Origin of the sequence: Rhodococcus sp. JS3073, assembly GCF_026810085.1 — a bacterium.
GTDB lineage: Bacteria > Actinomycetota > Actinomycetes > Mycobacteriales > Mycobacteriaceae > Rhodococcus_F > Rhodococcus_F wratislaviensis.
Genome location: NZ_CP113951.1, coordinates 1,089,608 through 1,108,856 on the forward strand (window position 1 = coordinate 1,089,608; position 19,249 = coordinate 1,108,856).

At 68.0% G+C, this 19,249-nt stretch carries 19 protein-coding genes and 1 riboswitch; of the genes, 8 read left to right on the top strand and 11 right to left on the bottom strand.

The window, feature by feature from the left end:
• Nucleotides 1-5: 5 nt before the first annotated feature.
• The 4 genes from sdhA (at nt 6) to OYT95_RS05300 (ending at nt 5,086) form a co-directional block, all read left to right on the top strand.
• Nucleotides 6-1,757: a succinate dehydrogenase flavoprotein subunit gene (gene sdhA / locus OYT95_RS05285; protein ID WP_037244896.1), complete on the top strand. Its 1,752-nt coding sequence runs from the start codon at nt 6-8 to the stop codon at nt 1,755-1,757.
• Nucleotides 1,757-2,536: a succinate dehydrogenase iron-sulfur subunit gene (locus OYT95_RS05290; protein WP_005256985.1), complete on the top strand. Its 780-nt coding sequence runs from the start codon at nt 1,757-1,759 to the stop codon at nt 2,534-2,536. The genes sdhA and OYT95_RS05290 overlap by 1 nt, the downstream gene beginning before the upstream one ends.
• Nucleotides 2,537-2,691: 155 nt before the next feature.
• On the top strand, nt 2,692-3,687 hold the full coding sequence (locus tag OYT95_RS05295; RefSeq protein ID WP_112300854.1) for a malate dehydrogenase: 996 nt from the start codon (nt 2,692-2,694) through the stop codon (nt 3,685-3,687).
• Between the two features lie 118 nt (nt 3,688-3,805).
• Nucleotides 3,806-5,086 (top strand): D-alanyl-D-alanine carboxypeptidase family protein, encoded by a 1,281-nt coding sequence (locus tag OYT95_RS05300; RefSeq protein WP_037244892.1) that lies wholly within the window; start codon nt 3,806-3,808, stop codon nt 5,084-5,086.
• Between the two features lie 18 nt (nt 5,087-5,104).
• Here OYT95_RS05300 and yhjD read toward each other — a convergent pair whose 3' ends face one another.
• The 5 genes from yhjD to OYT95_RS05325 all read right to left on the bottom strand — a co-directional run bounded on the left by yhjD (nt 5,105) and on the right by OYT95_RS05325 (nt 10,708).
• Complete coding sequence (yhjD, locus tag OYT95_RS05305) at nt 5,105-6,136, bottom strand: inner membrane protein YhjD (RefSeq protein WP_268790920.1); 1,032 nt, start codon at nt 6,134-6,136, stop codon at nt 5,105-5,107.
• Nucleotides 6,133-7,167, bottom strand: a complete 1,035-nt coding sequence (gene trpS / locus OYT95_RS05310; protein WP_037244889.1) for a tryptophan--tRNA ligase — start codon at nt 7,165-7,167, stop codon at nt 6,133-6,135. The genes yhjD and trpS overlap by 4 nt, the downstream gene beginning before the upstream one ends.
• A 52-nt stretch (nt 7,168-7,219) precedes the next feature.
• Nucleotides 7,220-8,026, bottom strand: a complete 807-nt coding sequence (locus OYT95_RS05315; RefSeq protein ID WP_037244887.1) for an exodeoxyribonuclease III — start codon at nt 8,024-8,026, stop codon at nt 7,220-7,222.
• Between the two features lie 35 nt (nt 8,027-8,061).
• Nucleotides 8,062-9,285: an MFS transporter gene (locus OYT95_RS05320; protein ID WP_174484747.1), complete on the bottom strand. Its 1,224-nt coding sequence runs from the start codon at nt 9,283-9,285 to the stop codon at nt 8,062-8,064.
• 199 nt (nt 9,286-9,484) lie between these two features.
• A complete protein-coding gene (locus OYT95_RS05325; protein ID WP_005560536.1) occupies nt 9,485-10,708 on the bottom strand; it encodes an NADP-dependent isocitrate dehydrogenase in 1,224 nt (407 codons plus the stop codon).
• Nucleotides 10,709-10,982: 274 nt separating this feature from the next.
• A riboswitch (SAM riboswitch) is annotated at nt 10,983-11,103 on the top strand.
• A gap of 117 nt (nt 11,104-11,220) precedes the next feature.
• On the opposite strand from OYT95_RS05325, the gene OYT95_RS05330 reads away from it, so the two are divergent.
• Together OYT95_RS05330 and metX are read left to right on the top strand one after the other, a co-directional pair.
• Nucleotides 11,221-12,504: a bifunctional o-acetylhomoserine/o-acetylserine sulfhydrylase gene (locus OYT95_RS05330; RefSeq protein WP_005257028.1), complete on the top strand. Its 1,284-nt coding sequence runs from the start codon at nt 11,221-11,223 to the stop codon at nt 12,502-12,504.
• The gene (gene metX / locus OYT95_RS05335; protein WP_268790921.1) at nt 12,501-13,625 is read left to right on the top strand and encodes a homoserine O-acetyltransferase MetX; all 1,125 of its coding nucleotides are present in this window, start codon (nt 12,501-12,503) and stop codon (nt 13,623-13,625) included. The genes OYT95_RS05330 and metX overlap by 4 nt, the downstream gene beginning before the upstream one ends.
• Nucleotides 13,626-13,655: 30 nt before the next feature.
• On the opposite strand, the gene OYT95_RS05340 is transcribed toward metX, so the two are convergent.
• Genes OYT95_RS05340 through OYT95_RS05350 form a run of 3 tightly spaced genes read right to left on the bottom strand, consistent with a single transcriptional unit; the run spans nt 13,656 to nt 15,441 of the window.
• Complete coding sequence (locus tag OYT95_RS05340; RefSeq protein ID WP_005239865.1) at nt 13,656-13,940, bottom strand: DUF3017 domain-containing protein; 285 nt, start codon at nt 13,938-13,940, stop codon at nt 13,656-13,658.
• 1 nt (nt 13,941) lies between these two features.
• Complete coding sequence (locus tag OYT95_RS05345; RefSeq protein WP_174233840.1) at nt 13,942-14,802, bottom strand: bifunctional methylenetetrahydrofolate dehydrogenase/methenyltetrahydrofolate cyclohydrolase; 861 nt, start codon at nt 14,800-14,802, stop codon at nt 13,942-13,944.
• A 33-nt stretch (nt 14,803-14,835) separates the two neighbouring features.
• Complete coding sequence (locus OYT95_RS05350) at nt 14,836-15,441, bottom strand: pentapeptide repeat-containing protein (RefSeq protein WP_037244878.1); 606 nt, start codon at nt 15,439-15,441, stop codon at nt 14,836-14,838.
• Between the two features lie 43 nt (nt 15,442-15,484).
• Between OYT95_RS05350 and OYT95_RS05355 the strand changes: the two genes are divergently transcribed.
• Complete coding sequence (locus OYT95_RS05355) at nt 15,485-15,952, top strand: tRNA (cytidine(34)-2'-O)-methyltransferase (RefSeq protein ID WP_268790922.1); 468 nt, start codon at nt 15,485-15,487, stop codon at nt 15,950-15,952.
• On the opposite strand, the gene OYT95_RS05360 is transcribed toward OYT95_RS05355, so the two are convergent.
• A complete protein-coding gene (locus tag OYT95_RS05360; protein ID WP_037244875.1) occupies nt 15,933-16,877 on the bottom strand; it encodes a LysR family transcriptional regulator in 945 nt (314 codons plus the stop codon). The two genes, OYT95_RS05355 and OYT95_RS05360, sit on opposite strands and share 20 nt — an antisense overlap.
• Nucleotides 16,878-16,966: 89 nt before the next feature.
• Here OYT95_RS05360 and OYT95_RS05365 point away from each other — a divergent pair, with 89 nt between their 5' ends.
• On the top strand, nt 16,967-18,016 hold the full coding sequence (locus OYT95_RS05365) for a TDT family transporter (protein WP_268790923.1): 1,050 nt from the start codon (nt 16,967-16,969) through the stop codon (nt 18,014-18,016).
• Between the two features lie 21 nt (nt 18,017-18,037).
• On the opposite strand, the gene OYT95_RS05370 is transcribed toward OYT95_RS05365, so the two are convergent.
• Both OYT95_RS05370 and OYT95_RS05375 read right to left on the bottom strand, forming a co-directional pair.
• The gene (locus OYT95_RS05370; protein WP_037244869.1) at nt 18,038-18,346 is read right to left on the bottom strand and encodes a rhodanese-like domain-containing protein; all 309 of its coding nucleotides are present in this window, start codon (nt 18,344-18,346) and stop codon (nt 18,038-18,040) included.
• Complete coding sequence (locus OYT95_RS05375) at nt 18,343-19,236, bottom strand: DUF4349 domain-containing protein (RefSeq protein ID WP_268790924.1); 894 nt, start codon at nt 19,234-19,236, stop codon at nt 18,343-18,345. The genes OYT95_RS05370 and OYT95_RS05375 overlap by 4 nt, the downstream gene beginning before the upstream one ends.
• Between the last annotated feature and the right edge of the window lie 13 nt (nt 19,237-19,249).

Genomic DNA, 19,249 nt, shown 5'->3' on the forward strand with positions numbered 1-19,249 from the left:
ACTTCATGCAGGAACACCGTTATGACGTGGTCATCGTCGGTGCCGGCGGCGCCGGCATGCGCGCAGCGATCGAGGCTGGTCCCCGCGCCCGCACCGCGGTACTGACCAAGCTCTACCCCACCCGCAGCCACACCGGCGCGGCCCAGGGCGGCATGTGCGCCGCACTGGCGAACGTGGAGGAAGACAACTGGGAGTGGCACACCTTCGACACGGTCAAGGGCGGCGACTACCTCGCCGACCAGGACGCCGTCGAGATCATGGCCAAGGAGGCCATCGACGCGGTGCTCGACCTCGAGAAGATGGGTCTGCCGTTCAACCGCACGCCCGAGGGCAAGATCGACCAGCGTCGTTTCGGTGGTCACACCCGCGATCACGGTAAGGCCCCCGTGCGCCGCGCATGTTATGCCGCGGACCGCACCGGCCACATGATCCTGCAGACGCTCTACCAGAACTGCGTCAAGCACGACGTCGAGTTCTTCAACGAGTTCTACGCCCTCGACATCGCGATCACCGAGACGGAGAACGGCCCGGTCGCCACCGGCGTCATCGCCTACGAGCTGGCCACCGGCGAGATCCACGTCTTCCACGCGAAGTCCATCGTGTTCGCCACCGGCGGCTCGGGACGCATGTACAAGACGACGTCCAACGCGCACACCCTCACCGGTGACGGCATGGGCATCATCTTCCGCAAGGGTCTTCCGCTGGAGGACATGGAATTCCACCAGTTCCATCCCACAGGCCTGGCCGGGCTCGGCATCCTCATCTCCGAGGCCGTGCGCGGTGAGGGCGGCATCCTCCGCAACGCCGACGGCGAACGGTTCATGGAGCGCTACGCCCCCACCATCAAGGACCTCGCACCCCGCGACATCGTCGCGCGGTCGATGGTTCTCGAAGTCCTCGAGGGACGCGGCGCGGGACCGAACAAGGACTACGTCTACATCGACGTGACCCACATCCCCGAGGAAGTCCTCGACGAGAAGCTCCCCGACATCATGGAGTTCTCCCGCACCTACCTCGGTGTGGACCCGGTCAAGGAACCCGTGCCGGTGTACCCCACCTGCCACTACGTCATGGGCGGCATCCCCACCAGGATCAACGGTGAGGTCCTGCGCAACAACGACGAGATCGTCCAGGGCCTGTACGCCGCCGGCGAGTGCGCCTGCGTCTCCGTCCACGGCGCGAACCGTCTCGGCACCAACTCGCTGCTCGACATCAACGTCTTCGGACGCCGCGCCGGCATCGCCGCCGCCGAGCACGCCAACAACAGCGAGTTCGTCGACATGCCCGAGGCACCCGAGAAGATGGTCGACGACTGGATGGCCACCATCCTGTCGGACCACGGTCACGAGCGGGTCGCGGACATCCGCAGCGAGCTGCAGCAGTCCATGGACAACAACGCCTCCGTGTTCCGCACCGAAGAGCGCCTCACCCAGGCACTCGCGGATGTGCGCGCACTCAAGGAGCGCTACAACCACATCACGGTGCAGGACAAGGGCAAGCGCTACAACAGCGACCTGCTCGAGGCCGTCGAGCTCGGCTTCCTCCTCGAAATGGCGGAGGTCACCGTGGTCGGCGCGCTGAACCGCAAGGAATCGCGCGGCGGCCACGCCCGCGAGGACTACCCGGACCGCAACGACGCCGAGTACATGAAGCACACGATGGCATACAAGGAGGGCGACGGCCTGCTCTCCGACATCCGTCTCGACTACAAGCCGGTAGTCCAGACCCGCTACGAGCCGATGGAGCGTAAGTACTGATGAGCGCACCTGCAGTCGACAAGAGCGAGAACAAGTCGGATCTCCCTCCCGTGCCCGAGGGCGCCGTCATGGTCACCCTCAAGATCGCGCGGATGAACCCGGAGTCCGGCGAGGGCCAGCACTGGGACAGCTTCCAGGTTCCGGCGCTGCCGACGGACCGCATGCTGAACCTGCTCCTGTACGTGAAGGGCTACCTCGACGGCACCCTGACGTTCCGCCGCAGCTGCGCCCACGGCGTGTGTGGTTCGGACGCGATGCGGATCAACGGCGTCAACCGTCTGGCCTGCAAGCTCCTCATGAAGGACATGCTGCCCAAGGACGGCAAGCCGGTCACGATCACCGTCGAGCCCATCAAGGGCCTGCCGGTGGAGAAGGACCTCGTCGTCGACATGGAGCCCTTCTTCGACGCGTTCCGCGCCGTGAAGCCGTTCCTCATCACCACCGGCAACGAGCCCACCCGTGAGCGCATCCAGTCGCAGCACGACCGGGCACGTTTCGACGACACCACCAAGTGCATCCTGTGTGCCTGCTGCACCACGTCGTGCCCGGTGTACTGGAGCGACGGCAGCTACTTCGGCCCCGCCGCCATCGTCAACGCGCACCGCTTCATCTTCGACAGCCGTGACGAGGGTGCGTCGGAGCGTCTCGACATCCTCAACGACAAGGACGGCGTCTGGCGTTGCCGGACCACGTTCAACTGCACCGACGCGTGCCCCCGTGGCATCCAGGTGACGAAGGCGATCCAGGAAGTCAAGCGCGCGCTGCTCTTCGCACGCTGACCCAGGTCTGCCGAGCACGTTCCAGGGCGCCCCCGACCACATCCGGTCGGGGGCGCCCTGCGTCGTGTCCAACCTCACTGTCCGAGCGGTCCCACGGTGAAATCCCCGCGCTAGTGTCGAGAACAGATGCTCCCGACGGACAGTGAGGTTCACACATGGCGCAGTCGCCCAGTCCCGCAGTGGTCACGGTCACCGGAGCGGCAGGCAGCATCGGCTACGCGGCACTGTTCCGGATCGCTGCAGGCGCGATGCTCGGACCCGACACCCCGATCCGGCTGCGGCTCTTGGAGATTCCGTCCGCCGTGTCCGCTGCCGAAGGTACCGCCATGGAACTCGACGACAGCGCCTTCCCGCTGCTCCGCGACGTCGAGGTCCACGACGACCCGAAGCGAGGCTTCGACGGCACCGATGTGGCGCTCCTCATCGGATCGCGTCCCCGGTCCAAGGGCATGGAGCGTGGCGACCTGCTGGCCGCGAACGGGCAGATCTTCACCGTGCAGGGTCGCGCGATCAACCAGGTTGCCGCGGACGGAGTCCGGGTGCTGGTCGTGGGCAACCCGGCCAACACCAACGCGCTGGTCGCCGCGAACAACGCCCCCGACATCCCCGCGGAGCGATTCACGGCGCTGACCCGGCTCGACCACAATCGCGCGATCGCCCAGCTGGCACGGCGCTCCGGCGCCGCGGTGAAGGACATCCGCCGCGTCGCGATCTGGGGTAACCACTCGAGCACCCAGTACCCCGACATCTTCCATGCGCGGGTCGGGGACCGGTCCGGTGCGGAGTTCGCCGCCGACCGCGAATGGCTCACCGGCGACTTCATTCCCACGGTCGCGAACCGTGGCAGCGCGATCATCGAGGCTCGCGGCGCATCCTCCGCGGCCTCCGCCGCCAACGCCGCGATCGACCACGTCCACGACTGGGTGCTCGGCACCCCCGAGGACGACTGGACCTCTGTGGCGCTGCCCTCCACCGGCGCCTACGGCGTGCCGGAGGGATTGGTGAGCTCGTTCCCGGTTCGCTCGGTCGACGGGTCGTGGCAGATCGTGGACGGCCTGGAGATCGACGATTTCTCACGGAAGCGGATCGACGCGTCGGTCGCGGAACTCGAGTCCGAACGCGACGCCGTCCGGGTCATGGGTTTCATCTGATCCGGCGGCCCCCTTCCGAAACGGTCGCGCGGACGTCACGAAAGCGTGTCGACACGCGTCCGTTTTCGGAAGTCGACCGGTCGTCGCATACGCTGCCTCTTCGATGATGTGGCGTCGAGTGTGTACCGCGATCGTGTCCGGAACCCTGCTGGCCGGACTCTCGGTGAGTGCTGCCGGGGCCATTCCGCCCGCGGTGCCCTCCTCCCCCACCGCCACACCGTTCACCACCCCGAACACCGACAACTGCCCCAACCGGTCGGCCCCCGCGCCTGCGATCGACCTGTCCGAGGTACCCCAGCCGGGTGATCCGACACCGAGCGCCGTGTCCGTGCCCGACGAGCCGGTGGGCGGGCCGAAGCTGGACGGGTGCGGGGTGATCCTTCCCGACGACGCGCCGGCGCTACCCGCCGACATCGCGGCGTCCGGCTGGGTGGTCGCGGACATCGACACCGGCGACGTGCTCGCGGCGAAGGACCCGCACGGCCGCTACCGGCCCGCGAGCACCATCAAGATGCTGCTGGCTCTCGTGGCGCTGGGCGAACTCGATCTCGACAAGACCGTGACCGCCACCGCCGAGGACGCCGCTATGGAGGGCAGCGCGGTCGGGATCGGCAAGAACGGTCAGTACACGAACCGGCAGCTGATGCAGGGCCTGGTGATGGCGTCGGGGAACGACGCCGCCCACGTCCTCGCCCGGCAACTCGGCGGCGACGCCGCGACGGTCGACAAGATGAACCACCTCGCCGACACCCTCGGCGCGCACGACACGAGGACCGCGACCCCGTCGGGGCTCGACGGCCCCGGAATGAGCAGCTCACCGTTCGACCTCGCACTCATCTTCCACACCGCGATGAAGAACCCGACGTTCGCGGAGCTCATCTCCACCGAGACGGTGCAGTTCCCGGGTTTCCCGAAGGACCCGGCGATCCCGGACGACCAGGACCGGCCCCCGTTCGCACTGGCCAACGACAATCAGCTGCTCTACAACTACGACGGGGCGCTGGGCGGCAAGACCGGATTCACCGACGACGCCCGCCACACGTACGTCGGCGGCGCCGATCACGACGGTCGCCGCCTGATGGTGACGTTGATGGGAGCCGAAGCCCAGCCGATCCGGCCGTGGGAGCAGGCGGCACGACTGCTGGACTACGGTTTCGCCCTCGACCGCGACGCCCAGGTGGGGTCACTCGAGGACCTGTATCCGGCCGAAGAGGGCTCCGCCGCGGTGCTTGCCGCACCGCCGCAACAGGATTCGGCCGCGGCGACGAGTTCCGTCGTCGCGTCGGGTTCCGACCACCCCGACAACACACTGGCCCTGCGGGCAGGTGTGGGGGTCGTCGGGGCGGCGGTCGTCCTCGTCCTCGTGCTCTGCGCGCGCCGGCTGTCCCGCAGGCGCTGACGGGCCGCGGCGCGCGGCTCAGCGCTTGTTGCGGGTGAACAGTCCCGACAACCCGAGCGCCGCGACGGCGCCCACACCGACCAGGGCGAGTCCCCCACGCACACCCGGGCCCTCGTGCACCTCGATCCGCGGGGTGATGACAGCCGGATCCGGCGGCGGCACAAAGGCGAGCGCGAGGCTGGCGCGGGTGGTCGCGGCCCACGCCGTCGAGAAGAGCAGCATCCGGCACGTCAGGTAGATGAACACGAGCAGACCGATGATCGGACCGAACGCCACCCCGGCGGGACCCGCCGTGACCGCCGAGAGGTAGATGGCACCCACCTGCTTGAAGATCTCGAACACCACGGCCGCCAGCAGCGCCCCCTTGAGGGCACTGCGGAACGTCACGGGTTCGCGCGGCAGTCGCGCGATCACCCAGGTGAACACCGCCCACGTCGCGAGAAGCGACACCACGGTCGACAGTGCGCGCAACCCGGAATCGATTCCGGGCACGTCGTCGAGGTTCAGCCACTCGACGACCGTTCGGGCCACGGGACCGCTGCTCAGCGCGGAGGCGCCGAGGGAGACCACCATCGCCAGCCCCAGCCCCAGCAGAGCGGCCGCGTCGCCCAGCTTGGTTCGCACGAATCCCTTCGACTCGCGCTGGCTCTCCCACATCGCCGTCAGCGCGTCGCGCAGGTTCGCCATCCACCCGAGTCCCGCGTAGGCGGCACCGAGCAGACCGAGAACGCCCACGCTGGCGCGGGAGGCGATCGCCGAGTCGATGACGGTGTTGAGCGTCTCGCCCAGACTTCCGGGAACGTTCTCGGTGATGCTGTCCTGCAGTTCCTGCAGCAACTCCGGCTGACCGGCGAGGACGAAACCGGCGATGGCGAACGCGACCATCAGGATCGGAATCAGGGCGAGCACACTGAAATACGTGATTCCCGCCGCGTAGTAGTCGCCCTTCTGCTGCTGGTACCGCTGTGCGGCCCGCATCAGATGGTCGAACCAGGGGCGCGCTGCCCGCTGCCTGTCGAGAAAACTCGGTTCGTCAGCCACAGTGCTCATCCCTTCGGTGTCAGAAACCCAACCTTCTCGTACACGGCCGCCAGGGTCTGTGACGACACCTCACGGGCGCGGTGGGCACCGGCCGCGATGACACGATCGAGTTCGGCCTCGTCCGAGAGGTACGCCTCCACCTTCGCTTTCAACGGTGTCACGAACTCGGCGAGGACGTCGGCCGTATCGGTTTTCAGGTCGCCGTATCCCTTGCCCTCGTACCCGGACACCAACGTCTCGACCGGGGTGCCGGACAGCGCGGACTGGATGGTGAGCAGGTTGCTCACACCGGGCTTGGCCTGCGGGTCGTAGCGGATCTCCCGCTCGTTGTCGGTGACCGCGGACTTGATCTTCTTCGCCGACACCTTGGGGTCGTCGAGGAGGTTGATCAGCCCGGCGGGGCTCGGACCGGACTTGCTCATCTTCGACGTCGGATCCTGCAGGTCGTAGATCTTGGCGGTGCCCTTGATGATCTGGGCCTCGGGAATCACGAACGCCTTCCCGAACCGTGTGTTGAACCGCTGGGCGAGATCGCGGGCCAGTTCGAGATGCTGACGCTGGTCCTCGCCGACGGGGACCCGCTGCGGACGGTAGAGCAGGATGTCGGCAGCCATCAGCACCGGATACGTGAACAGGCCGACGCTCGCGTTCTCGCTGCCCTGCTTGGCCGACTTGTCCTTGAACTGCGTCATCCGGCTCGCTTCACCGAAACCGGTGATGCAGTTGAGGACCCACGCCAGCTGCGCGTGCTCGGGCACCTGGCTCTGCACGAACAGCGTGGCGCGGTCGGGGTCGATTCCGAGGGCCAGCAGCTGCGCCGCCGCGATCTTCGTGCGACGGCGCAGCTCCTTCGGGTCCTGCGCCACCGTGATCGCGTGGAGGTCGGGGATGAAATAGAACGCGTCGAAGTCGTCCTGCAGAGGCACCCACTGCTGCAGAGCACCCAGGAAGTTGCCGAGATGGAACGAGTCGGCGGTGGGCTGGATGCCGGAGAGCACCCGCGGTTTCGCGGTGGGTTTCTGAGCTGCAGGGGTCGACATGAGTACTGATCTTTTCACGTGCGCCGTGACGACACGAATCAGATACCGGTCGTCAGCGGTACTGGACGGTGACCGGCGCGTGATCGGACCACCGCTGGTCGTAGGTTTCGGCGCGCTCGACGACGGCCTGCTTGGCCCGCTCCGCCAGTTCCCGGGTGGCGATCTGGTAGTCGATGCGCCAGCCGGAGTCGTTGTCGAACGCCTTCCCGCGATACGACCACCACGAGTACGGCCCGGCGATGTCGGGATTCAGCTGCCGGACCACGTCGGTCCAGTGCGCGTCCTCGGCGAACAGGGCCCCGAACCACTCCCGCTCGTGAGGCAGGAACCCGGAGTTCTTCTTGTTGGTCTTCCAGTTCTTCAGGTCGAGTTCGGTGTGGGCGATGTTCCAGTCGCCGCAGACCACGACGTGCCTGCCCTCCGTGGCGGCGGCCGCTGCGGTATCGGTGAGGTACCGGGCGAAGGAGTCCATGAACCGCTCCTTCTCCTCCTGCCGGGGCGTCTGGGCCTCCCCGGAGGGCAGGTACAGGCTCGCCACGGTCAGGTCGTCGAAGTCGGCCTCGAGGTAGCGGCCCGCGGTCGCGAACTCGTCGTCACCGTGGCCGACACGGAAGGCGTCGGCAGGTTTCCGGGACAGGATCGCGACGCCGTTGCGCCCCTTCGACGACGGTTCCGCCGACACCAGGTTCCATCCGCCCTCCAGGGCGGGCGCGAGCGTCTCGGCGAGTTGCTCGTCGGATGCCCGCGTCTCCTGCAGGCAGACGACGTCGGCCTCCGTGCGCTCGATCCACTCGGTGAGTCCCTTGCGGGCGGCCGCGCGGACGCCGTTGACATTGACGGTGGTGATGATGTGTGGCACGGCAAGCACCGTAGCGGACGCGTACGACAGCGCGACTACCGAGACGAACGGCCGCTGCGGCGTTCCATCGCGACCGCCACGGTGAGGACCACGAGTCCCGCCACGGCGAGCAGAGCACCGACCGCGGCGGGCGCCGTGTAGCCGTAGCCGGCCGCGATCACGACGCCACCGATCCACGCCCCGAACGCGTTCGCGATGTTGAGGGCCGCGTGGTTGAGGGAGGCGGCGAGGGTCTGGGCATCGGCGGCGACGTCCATCAGCCGGGTCTGCAGTCCGGGAACCATCGACGCACCCGCCGCACCGACGAAGAACACCAGCAGCAGCGCCGTGTACGGGTTGTGCGAGGCGATCACGAAGATGCCGAGCAATACCCCGAGCGCCGTCATCGATACGAACAGACCGGGAATCAGCGCCCGGTCGGCGAGCCGGCCGCCGATCAGGTTGCCCGCGACCATGCCCAGCCCGTAGATCATCAGGGCGAGCGGCACCAGCGACCGCGACAGCCCGGCGACGTCGGTGAGCGTCGTGCTGATGTACGTGTACACGGCGAACATGCCACCGAACCCGACCATGCCGATGATGAGCGTCATCCACACCTGCGCGCGGCGCAGGGCACCGAGTTCGGTGAGGGGATTCGACATCCGCATGGCGGCGAGCGCGGGCACCCACGACCAGATCGCGCCCAGTGTCACCACACCGATCACGGCCACGAGCGCGAAGGCGCTGCGCCAGCCGAGCGTCTGGCCCAGCCACGAGGCGACGGGAACGCCGACGACGTTGGCCACCGACAGTCCCATCATGACGAGAGCGACCGCCCTGGCCCGCTGGCCGCGGTCCGCGAGGTGCGCCGCCACGAGGGCCGCGACACCGAAGTAGGCGCCGTGCGGGAGGCCCGCCACGAACCGCGCGGCCATCAGCACGCCGTAGTTCGGCGCGAACACGGTGGCGGCGTTGCCGATCGTGAACGCCGCCATCAACGCGATCAGCAGCGTCTTGCGGGGCACCCGCGCGGTGAGCGCCGCGATGAGTGGCGCGCCCACGACCACACCCAGCGCATACGCCGAGATGACGTGCCCGGCCGTCGGCTCGGTGATCCCGAGACTCGACGCCATCTCGGGCAGCAGCCCCATCGCCACGAACTCGGTGGTCCCGATCCCGAAGCCACCGAGCGCGAGCGCAATCATGGCGAGCTTGCGGACGGACGGATGTTGCGCGATGACACCGAGGTGCTCGGGGCGGACGGGGGTGGAAGTGCTCACAGAAGAACTTTCGACTAGGCAGAGATACGGCTACGCGGCGCACGGCGCCTCGTTGCGCAACGACCCACGTCGAAATTCTCTTCCCCGGATTCCGCTTTTCGCGCATCGAGCGACCGTGAGATGACTCACCCGGGGCCCGGAGACGCCGAACGGGACGCCCCGTGAGGGACGTCCCGTTCGTAACGCTGTGGCTCGGTGCCTACTGCTCGGCGATGGCCTTCTGGAGGTTGATGTCCAGCGCACCGAGGAACTCCTCGGTGGTCAGGTAGCCCTGGTCGCCGCCGACCAGCATCGCGAGGTCCTTGGTCATCTGGCCACCCTCGACGGTCTTGATGACCACGTCTTCGAGCTTCTGGGCGAAGCCGATGACGTCGGGGGTGTTGTCCAGCTTGCCGCGGTGCTCGAGTCCACGGGTCCACGCGAAGATCGACGCGATGGGGTTGGTGGACGTCGGCTTGCCCTGCTGGTGCTGACGGAAGTGACGCGTCACGGTGCCGTGTGCGGCCTCGGCCTCACACGTCTTTCCGTCCGGGGTCAGCAGCACGGAGGTCATGAGGCCGAGCGATCCGAAGCCCTGCGCGACGGTGTCGGACTGGACGTCGCCGTCGTAGTTCTTGCAGGCCCAGACGTAGCCGCCCTCCCACTTGAGCGCCGACGCGACCATGTCGTCGATGAGGCGGTGCTCGTAGGTGAGGCCTGCCGCGTCGAACTCCGGCTTGAACTCGGTCTCGTAGACATGCTGGAAGATGTCCTTGAACGCGCCGTCGTACGCCTTGAGAATGGTGTTCTTGGTCGATAGGTACACCGGGTAGTTCTGCTGCAGGCCGTAGTTGAGCGAGGCGCGCGCGAAGTCCTCGATGGACTTGGTGAAGTTGTACTGTCCCTGGACGACGCCGCCGCCCTCGGGGAAGTTCACCAGTTCGTGCTCGATCGGCTCGCTGCCGTCCTCGGGCGTGTAGGTGATCATCACCTTGCCGGGGCCGGGGACCTTGAAGTCGGTGGCGCGGTACTGGTCACCGAAGGCGTGACGGCCGATGATGATCGGCTTGGTCCAGCCCGGAACCAGTCGCGGAACGTTGGAGATGATGATCGGCGCGCGGAAGATCGTCCCACCGAGGATGTTGCGGATGGTGCCGTTGGGCGACCGCCACATCTTCTTGAGACCGAATTCCTCGACGCGTGCCTCGTCCGGGGTGATGGTCGCGCACTTGACGCCGACGCCGTGCTTCTTGATGGCGTTGGCCGCGTCGACGGTCACCTGGTCGTCGGTCTCGTCCCGGTACTCGATGCCGAGGTCGTAGTACTCGAGGTTCACATCCAGGTAAGGATGGATCAGTTTGTCTTTGATGAACTGCCAGATAATGCGCGTCATCTCATCGCCGTCGAGTTCGACGACGGTGCCCTCAACCTTGATTTTGGACATGGGTGCTTCGCGTCCTCCTAGGAAGTTTCCCTGGTTACACGGTTGCGGGCGCACTTTGTGAGTGGGTCCGCGAACGGTTCGCTTATCAAACGTAGACGGTCAAGGCGGCCCCTGGGGAGACCGCACCTAAACAAGACAAGCGTACTGCTATGCGAGCGGCTCGCAACATGTGGGGCGCACGACCCACCCCTACTCGCGGGTAACTTTTCCCTGCTAGCAGCCCTGATCGGTGCCGTTTCCGGTCGTTCCGCCTCAGCCGCTAAGATTCACTCCAGGTCATGAGTGCCAGCAACGAGCCCCGGCTAGCTGGCCGGCAACCCTCCACCGCGGTGGGGTGCCCCGGGTGATGACCTGGTTCCCTGATTCATACAACAGTCGGGTGACAAGCGCGGGTCCGACATCGGAGGTTCATGATGTGTTGTTGTTGTCGTAGATAGACCCCAGACAAGCCCTGCGCGCGAACGACCCAGCACTCCGTCCGCGCGTCGTCAGACCACTGGAGTAGACAGCACATGACCGAGAACTGGTCGTTCGAGACCAAGCAGATCCACGCCGGGCAGACGTCCGACGCGACCACCAAGGCGCGGGCGCTGCCGATCTACCAGACCACCTCGTACACGTTCGACAGCACCGATCACGCTGCCGCGCTGTTCGGTCTGGCCGAGCCGGGCAACATCTACACCCGCATCATGAACCCCACGCAGGACGCGGTCGAGCAGCGCATTGCCGCACTCGAAGGGGGCGTCGCCGCACTGTTGCTGTCCTCCGGACAGGCAGCCGAGACGATCGCGATCCTGAACCTCGCGGAGGCGGGCGACCACATCGTCTCCAGCCCGCGGCTGTACGGCGGCACCTACAACCTCTTCCACTACACGCTGCCCAAGCTCGGCATCGAGGTCTCGTTCGTCGAAGACCCCGACGACCTCGAGCAGTGGAAGGACGCGGTCCGGGACAACACGAAGGCGTTCTACGGCGAGACCATCTCCAATCCCCGCAACGACGTCCTCGACCTGCCCGGCATATCCGGGATCGCGCATCAGCACGGACTCCCGCTGATCGTCGACAACACGGTGGCCACCCCCTACCTGATCCGCCCCCTCGAGCACGGCGCGGACATCGTGGTGCACTCGGCCACCAAGTACCTCGGCGGCCACGGCACCGCGATCGCCGGTGTCATCGTCGACGGCGGCACGTTCGACTGGACCCAGGGGCGCCACGGCAACTTCACCACCCCGGACCCGAGCTACCACGGCGTCGTCTACTCCGAACTCGGACCGCCCGCGTTCGCCCTCAAGGCGCGCGTGCAGCTGCTCCGCGACCTCGGTTCGGCGATCTCCCCGTTCAACGCGTTCCTCATCGCGCAGGGCCTTGAGACGCTGAGCCTTCGGATGGAGCGACATGTGTCCAACGCGACCGCCGTCGCTCAGTACCTGGAGGCGCGACCGGAGGTCGTGTCCGTCGGATACGCCGGGCTCCCGTCGTCACCCTGGCACGACCGGGCGAAGCAGATCGCGCCGAGGGGTGCGGGCGCCATCGTGACGTTCGAACTCGCAGGCGGCATCGACGCGGGCAAGAAGTTCGTCAACGCGCTCACCCTGCACAGCCACGTCGCGAACATCGGCGACGTCCGCTCGCTGGTGATCCACCCCGCGTCCACCACACACTCCCAGCTGACCCCCGAGGAGCAGGCCGCCAGCGGCGTCACCCCCGGACTGGTCCGCCTGGCTGTCGGCATCGAAGGGATCGACGACATCATCGCCGATATCGAGACCGGACTTACGGCGGCGGCATCTTGACCGTGAGCGCTGTACAGAACCTGCCCGTGGCGGACGGACGTCTCGGCACCATCGACATCGGATCGCTCGAGCTCGAGAGCGGAGCGGTGATCCCGTCGGTGTCCCTCGCCGTGCAACGATGGGGTGAGCTGTCCCCGAACCGCGACAACGTGGTGCTCGTCGAGCACGCCCTCACCGGCGACTCCCACGTCACCGGACCCGTCACCGACGAACACCCCTCCCCCGGCTGGTGGACCGGAATGGTCGGTCCGGGTGCGCCGATCGACACCGACGAGTGGTGCGTCATCGCGACCAACGTCCTCGGTGGCTGCCGCGGCACCACCGGTCCCGGTTCGATCGCCGAGGACGGGCGCCCGTGGGGCAGCCGCTTCCCGGAGATCTCCATCCGCGACCAGGTCGCGGCCGAGAAGAAGTTCACCGACCTGCTGGGCATCGACAAGCTGGCGTCCGTCGTCGGTGGTTCGATGGGCGGAATGCGCGCGCTCGAGTGGGCCGTCACCTACCCGGACCAGGTGGCGTCAGCGCTCGTTCTCGCCGTCGGAGCCCGCGCGACCGCCGACCAGATCGGCACGCAGACCACCCAGATCGCGGCCATCACCAGCGACCCCGACTGGCAGGGCGGCGACTATCACGGCACCGGCCGTATCCCCCGGGCCGGACTGCGCATCGCCCGCCGGATCGCGCACCTGACGTACCGCAGCGAGAGCGAACTCGACTCCCGGTTCGCGAACTCGCCGCAGGACGGCGAGGACCCGTGGCGCGGCGGACGGTACTCCGTCGAGAGCTACCTCCAGCACCAGGCCGACAAGCTGGTCGGCAGATTCGACCCGAGCACGTACGTGCTGCTGTCCGAGGCCATGAATCGGCACGACGTGGGCCGCGGTCGCGGTGGCATCGCCGCGGCGCTGGGGAAGATCACCGCACCCGTCATCGTGGGCGGCGTCGACTCCGACCGCCTCTACCCGATCCGCCTGCAGGAGGATCTGGCCAACGACATCCCCACCTGCGACGGACTGCGGGTGCTCAACTCGCGGGACGGCCACGACGGGTTCCTCACCGAGGCCGCCGCAGTCGCGAAGCTGCTCTCCGAGACGATGCAGCTGGCACGCACCGGGCGCTGACACCGGCGCGGGCGACGCCCGCTCGGGCCGCTAGTCGGTTCCGAGCGGGTCGATCGACACGGCCAGCCACACGATCGCGCCCCCGACGGCGACGAGCGCGCCCACGTCGAAGGGCTTGCTGCGCACCGCGAGCAGTCCCACGCGCTCCGACGGCATCATCAACCGGAAGACCGCCGCGAGCAGCGTGGCGACACCGAACACGAACGCCCCTCGTCGCCACCGATCCGCGAGCACGAACACCACGGCCACGACGATGACGACGAGGACTGCGAGCATCGGCAGGTTCTTCTTCGCGAATTGCCCCCAGTCGGCCATCTCAGCCGAGAGACGCTGCGACACGCTCGGCCCGCTCCACGACGTTGGTCAGCAGGAAGGCGCGGGTGAGCGGTCCGACACCACCGGGGTTCGGGGACAGGAAACCGGCGACCTCGGCGACGTCCGCCGCCACGTCGCCGCGCAGTCCGTCCTCGGTGCGGCTCACACCCACGTCGAGCACCGCAGCGCCGGGCTTGACCATGTCGGCAGTCACCAGACCGGGAACACCCGCCGCCGCGATGACGATGTCGGCGCGGCGGACCTCCGCGGCGAGGTCCCGCGTGCGGGTATGGCAGAGCGTGACGGTGGCGTTCTCGCTGCGCCGGGTGAACAGCAGACCGATCGGGCGGCCCACGGTGACACCGCGACCGACGACGACGACGTGCGCCCCCTCGATCGGCACCTCGTACCGGCGCAGCAGGTGCAGGATGCCGCGCGGCGTGCACGGCAACGGCGCCTCCTTGCCCAGCACCAGCCGGCCCAGGTTGACCGGGTGCAGGCCGTCGGCGTCCTTGTCGGGGTCGATGCGCTCGAGGGCCGCGTTCTCGTCGAGCTGCTTCGGCAGCGGCAACTGCACGATGTAGCCGGTGCAGTCGGGGTTGGCGTTGAGCTCGTCGATGGTGGCGTCGAGCTTCTCCTGCGTGATGTCACCGGGCAGGTCGCGGCGGATCGAGGTGATCCCGACCTTCGCGCAGTCGTTGTGCTTCCCGCGCACGTAGGCGGCCGACCCCGGGTCATCCCCCACCAGAACGGTGCCGAGACCGGGCGTGATGCCCTTGTCCTTCAGGGCGCTCACCCGCACCTTCAGGTCTTCGAAAATCTCGTCGCGGGTCGCCTTGCCATCGAGGATCGTTGCAGTCACGTGCCCCATTGTTTCAGGTTCGCCATACGCGCGTCAGGTCGGTTCCACCACGAGCCCGTTGGCCGTCGCGTACGCGATGGCCTGGGTGAGCTCGATCTGCGCCTTGTCCAGCGACACCGCCGTCCACAGGTTCGCGTCGACGTGGGCCCCGCGCAGGTCCGCGCCGTCGAATTTCGCGCCGCCGGTGCGGGCGCCGAACAGATCCGCCGCGCGGAGTACGGCGCGGCGGAGGTCCGTGCGGACGAGGTTGGCTTCCCGGAACCGGCAGTCCGTGAAATCGAGTCCGCGCAGGTCCGCGCCGCCCAGCGACGCGAGCGTGAAATCGCATTCGTCGAAGACCATCGGGCGCAGCCTGCAGTTGTCGAATTCCGAACCGAGGAAGCTGCAGTTGCGGAACTCGCTGTGCCACAGCGTCGTTCTGGTGAACGAGCACGAGCGGAACGCCGTCCCCACATGACGCGACTCGGCGAGGTCGGCGCCCGTGAAATCGCATTCGGTGAAGATCACCGACTCGGTGCGGAGTTCACTCAGGTCGGCGTCGCGGAAGTTGCATTTCGTGTAGTGCCGCCGCTGCCAGTTCTGCGCGGGGAGTCGTGCGTCGCCGTAGTCCTCACCCACCACCTCTTCTACCGGATCCATGCGTCCATCATGCCGCCTCGCGGAGTGCCCCTAAGCTGTGCGGGTGTTCCGAGTGATGTTCCACGAACCCCGAATCCCACCCAACACCGGCAACGCCATCCGCATGGTGGCAGGCACCGGGTGCGAACTGCACCTCGTGGGCCCACTCGGCTTCGACCTGTCCGAGCCGAAACTCAAACGCGCCGGGCTCGACTACCACGACCTGGCGTCGGTGACCGTGCACGAGAACCTGGAGGCGGCCTGGGCGGCGGTGCAGCCTGCGCGGGTGTACGCCTTCACCGCGCACGCCACCGTGTCGTACGCCGACATCGCCTACCAGCCCGGCGACGTTCTGCTGTTCGGTCCCGAACCCACCGGACTGTCGGAGGAGGTGCTGGCCGATCCACACGTGACGGAGCGGCTCCGCATCCCCATGCTGCCCGGCCGCCGGTCGCTGAACCTGTCGAACGCCGCGGCCCTCGTCACGTACGAGGCGTGGCGCCAGCACGGATTCAGCGGGGCTGCGCTGTAGCCCCGACAGCTGCGGCCCCCACACCCGCGGCCGCGCCGGCACCGAGAGCGATGTCGAGGAAGTCGCGCGCGGCACCCTGCACGCCGCGCACCGGGTCCCAGACAGCGGAGAGCCGCCGCGGAAGCGTCAACCCCTCCACCTGGACGGAGGCGAGCCGGCCGTCGGTCAGGTCGGCTGCGACCGCCAGCGAGGACAGCACGGCCGGCGCGTTGCCCGCCACGACCGCCGCCTTCACCGCCGTGCACGACGTCAACTCCAGCAGCGGCGGGACGCACTGCGGCACCGCGTTCTCCAGGGTGGTGCGCGTCCCGGAACCGGACTCTCGCTGGATCATCGGCGTCGCGGCGAGTTCGGACACGGGAATCGGTGACCGGCGGACCCATTCGTGCTCCGGTGGCACCACGACGACCAGATGGTCGCGGCCGATCTCCCGTACCTGCAGCCCGGCCGGAATGTCCGGGCCCTCGACGAACCCGAGATCCGCCTCACCGGACAGCACCCGGGCGGTCACCTCGGACGAGTTGAGGAGCCGGACGTTGGTGACCACGTTCGGGTACTTGCGCCGCATCGCGACGGTCCACCCGGGAACGAGGTACTCGGCGATCGTCATGCTGGCCGCCACCGTCAGCCCGGCCTGCCGTTCGCCGCGCAGCGCCGCGACACCCGATGCCAGTTCCTCGGCCGTCGCGAGGATGTGGCTCGCCCACTCGAGGATGAGCGCGCCCTCCGACGTGGGCCGCACCCCGCTGGCGCCGCGGCTGAACACCTTGATGCCGAACTGGCGTTCGGCCGAACGCACCCGGGCGCTGACGGCCTGCTGGCTGAGCCCGTGTTCGCGCCCCGCCGCCCCCATGCTTCCGAGCCGCTCGACGGACAGCAGGACGTCGAGGGCACTGAGTTCGGGTACTCGGGGAGACAGCGGCACAACCCAAGGCTAGTCCCACAAACGCGATTTGTGGGTATTCAACTTCAAGCCTTCTACCGGCCACGACGATGCGTCGGCAAGCTCTAGGTATGACCCCGAATTGGTTCGCAGCAGTGATGGGCACCGGCATCGTCGCAGTCGTCGCCGCGGCATTTCCGGCCGGCGGTCCGGTGGCCCGGACGGCGGCCGAGATCTTCTGGCTGATTGCCGTGACGCTGCTCGTGGTGCTGACGACCGCGCTGGTGCGTCAATGGATCCGTCGCCGCGACGACGCACTCGCGGACGCCCGCAGCCACACGATGTTCCCGTTCTACGGCGCCGTGTCGATGGCGGTGCTGACGGTCGGCGCGGGCACCGGATCCGCGGGTCGCGAACTTCTCGGCGGTGTCGCCGTCGCCGCGTCGGCCACCCTGTGGACCCTCGGGACCGCCATCGGGCTCGTCACCTACGTGGTGATGGCGCGGCGGCTGACCCGGCCCCACCAGGTGACCCCGGTGCCGTCCTGGCTGATGCCCGTCGTGCCGCCCATGGTGTCGGCCGCTACCGGTGCCGCACTGGTCAAGCACCTCCCGGAGGGCGCGCCGCAGGTCGCGATGCTGGTGGTCTGCTACACACTGTTCGCGCTGGCGCTGAGTGCCGCACTGACCGTCGCCGTCGTCGTCGGACGCCATCTGCTGAGCAACGGGCTGCCCGACACCCCGCTCGTGCCCACGCTGTGGATTCCGCTCGGCGTGATCGGACAGTCGGTGGCGGCGATCAATCTGCTCGGCGGCGCATCCGGCCACGCCTGGCTGCACTCGGTGGGCGTGGTCTACGGGACCACGGTCGGCGCACTCGGCGTCCTCGCCCTCGTGACTTTGGTCACGGTGACCGCCAGGGCCTTTCGCCGCGGGCTGGGATTCACGCCCAGCTGGTGGAGTTTCACGTTCCCCGTCGGCACCTGTGCGCTGGGCGCGAACTCGCTGGGCGTCGCGCTGGACTCGGTGGTGATCGTCGGCGCAGGCGTGACCCTGTGGTGCGCACTGGTCCTGATCTGGAGCACCGTCGCGGTCCGCACACTGCGGCACGCCGCCGGGCAACGGGGTGGGCGCGCGGTCCGCGACGGTTCCGCGGCGCACGCCCTCAGCGCGGTCCGCTGACCGGAATAGTGATCCGGGGTGTCAGGCGCCCGACTCGATGGGCCGTCCGGACTGCATCCACGCGGACGTCCCGCCCGCGACCGACACCGCGTTGATCCCCCGCGCGTTCAGGTACTCCGCCGCCTGCAGGCTCCGGCCGCCCACCCCGCAGATCACGTAGACGACCTCGGCTTCCGGGATCTCGTCCACACGCGCGACGAACTCACTGAGCGGAATCAGCGTCACGCCCGGCACCCGCGCCTGGGCGTACTCGTCGGCCTCGCGCACATCGATGACGGGGGCACCCGACGCCAACGCGCCGTCCAGGGCATTCAGGTCGACTTCGATCATTGCGTCTTCGCCTCTTCTCGTTCCGGCGCCGGGCCCGACGGTGGGCCGGGCGGCCTGTTGTACATCCGGCGCAGACGGTACGCGCCGTACACGACCAGTGCGATGACGGCCACGAAACCGAACCAGGGAATCAGCGCCCCCACGACCACGGCGCCGCCCTTGATCGCCGACAGCAGGGCGTTCCAGCCCGCGACGACACCTTCCCAGAAGTTGTCCGGACCGGGACTGGGCTGCTCGGCATCCGTGGTGGTGACGTCGATCATGAGCGTGGCCAGTGCCACCTGGTCGCTCAGCGTCCGCTTCTGGGCGGTGAGGCTGTCCAGTTCGCCCTGCCGCTCCGACAGCGCCCTCTCGGCCTCGATCAGATCCGCGGTGTTCGCCGCCGACGTGATGAGCCCCTGCAGCCGGGTGACGGACGCCGTCAACGCGCCGATCCGGGCGTCGAGATCCTGTGACTGCATCGTCACGTCGCTCTTCGTGACGCTGACGCTGGTGACCTTGCCCAGTTCCCGCAGATCGTCCAGCGTCCGAGTGAGCGAATCCGCGGGCACCCGGATGGTCAGGGAACTGCTCGCGTCCTGATCGTCGGAGCCCGGCTGTTCGGTGAGCTGGTCGACGCGTCCGCCCAGATCGTCGACCTTGTCCACGATCTGCCTGCCGACGGCCACCGGGTCGCCCGCGGTGAGCGCGACCTGACCGGTGATGATCTCCTGGCGGTCGGTGGGCGCCTGGTCTTTCGCGGGTTGCTGTACCGCGCCACCGATTTCCATCTGGCTCGAGTCCCCGGGCGTCGGGGCCGGCGACGGTTGGGAGGAATCGCTGCCGGAACCACCACATCCCGCGAGCGCCAGCGAAGCCACGACGATCGCCGACAAGACGTATCTCCTCATGTCCGAATGCTAG

Bases quoted from the DNA above. Each gene is read 5' to 3' on its own strand.
- sdhA (WP_037244896.1), top strand. From the start codon at position 6: ATGCAGGAACACCGTTATGACGTGGTCATCGTCGGTGCCGGCGGCGCC.
- OYT95_RS05290 (WP_005256985.1), top strand. From the start codon at position 1,757: ATGAGCGCACCTGCAGTCGACAAGAGCGAGAACAAGTCGGATCTCCCT.
- OYT95_RS05295 (WP_112300854.1), top strand. From the start codon at position 2,692: ATGGCGCAGTCGCCCAGTCCCGCAGTGGTCACGGTCACCGGAGCGGCA.
- yhjD (WP_268790920.1), bottom strand. From the start codon at position 6,136: ATGAGCACTGTGGCTGACGAACCGAGTTTTCTCGACAGGCAGCGGGCA.
- trpS (WP_037244889.1), bottom strand. From the start codon at position 7,167: ATGTCGACCCCTGCAGCTCAGAAACCCACCGCGAAACCGCGGGTGCTC.
- OYT95_RS05325 (WP_005560536.1), bottom strand. From the start codon at position 10,708: ATGTCCAAAATCAAGGTTGAGGGCACCGTCGTCGAACTCGACGGCGAT.
- OYT95_RS05330 (WP_005257028.1), top strand. From the start codon at position 11,221: ATGACCGAGAACTGGTCGTTCGAGACCAAGCAGATCCACGCCGGGCAG.
- OYT95_RS05340 (WP_005239865.1), bottom strand. From the start codon at position 13,940: ATGGCCGACTGGGGGCAATTCGCGAAGAAGAACCTGCCGATGCTCGCA.
- OYT95_RS05350 (WP_037244878.1), bottom strand. From the start codon at position 15,441: ATGGATCCGGTAGAAGAGGTGGTGGGTGAGGACTACGGCGACGCACGA.
- OYT95_RS05365 (WP_268790923.1), top strand. From the start codon at position 16,967: ATGACCCCGAATTGGTTCGCAGCAGTGATGGGCACCGGCATCGTCGCA.
- OYT95_RS05370 (WP_037244869.1), bottom strand. From the start codon at position 18,346: ATGATCGAAGTCGACCTGAATGCCCTGGACGGCGCGTTGGCGTCGGGT.
- OYT95_RS05375 (WP_268790924.1), bottom strand. From the start codon at position 19,236: ATGAGGAGATACGTCTTGTCGGCGATCGTCGTGGCTTCGCTGGCGCTC.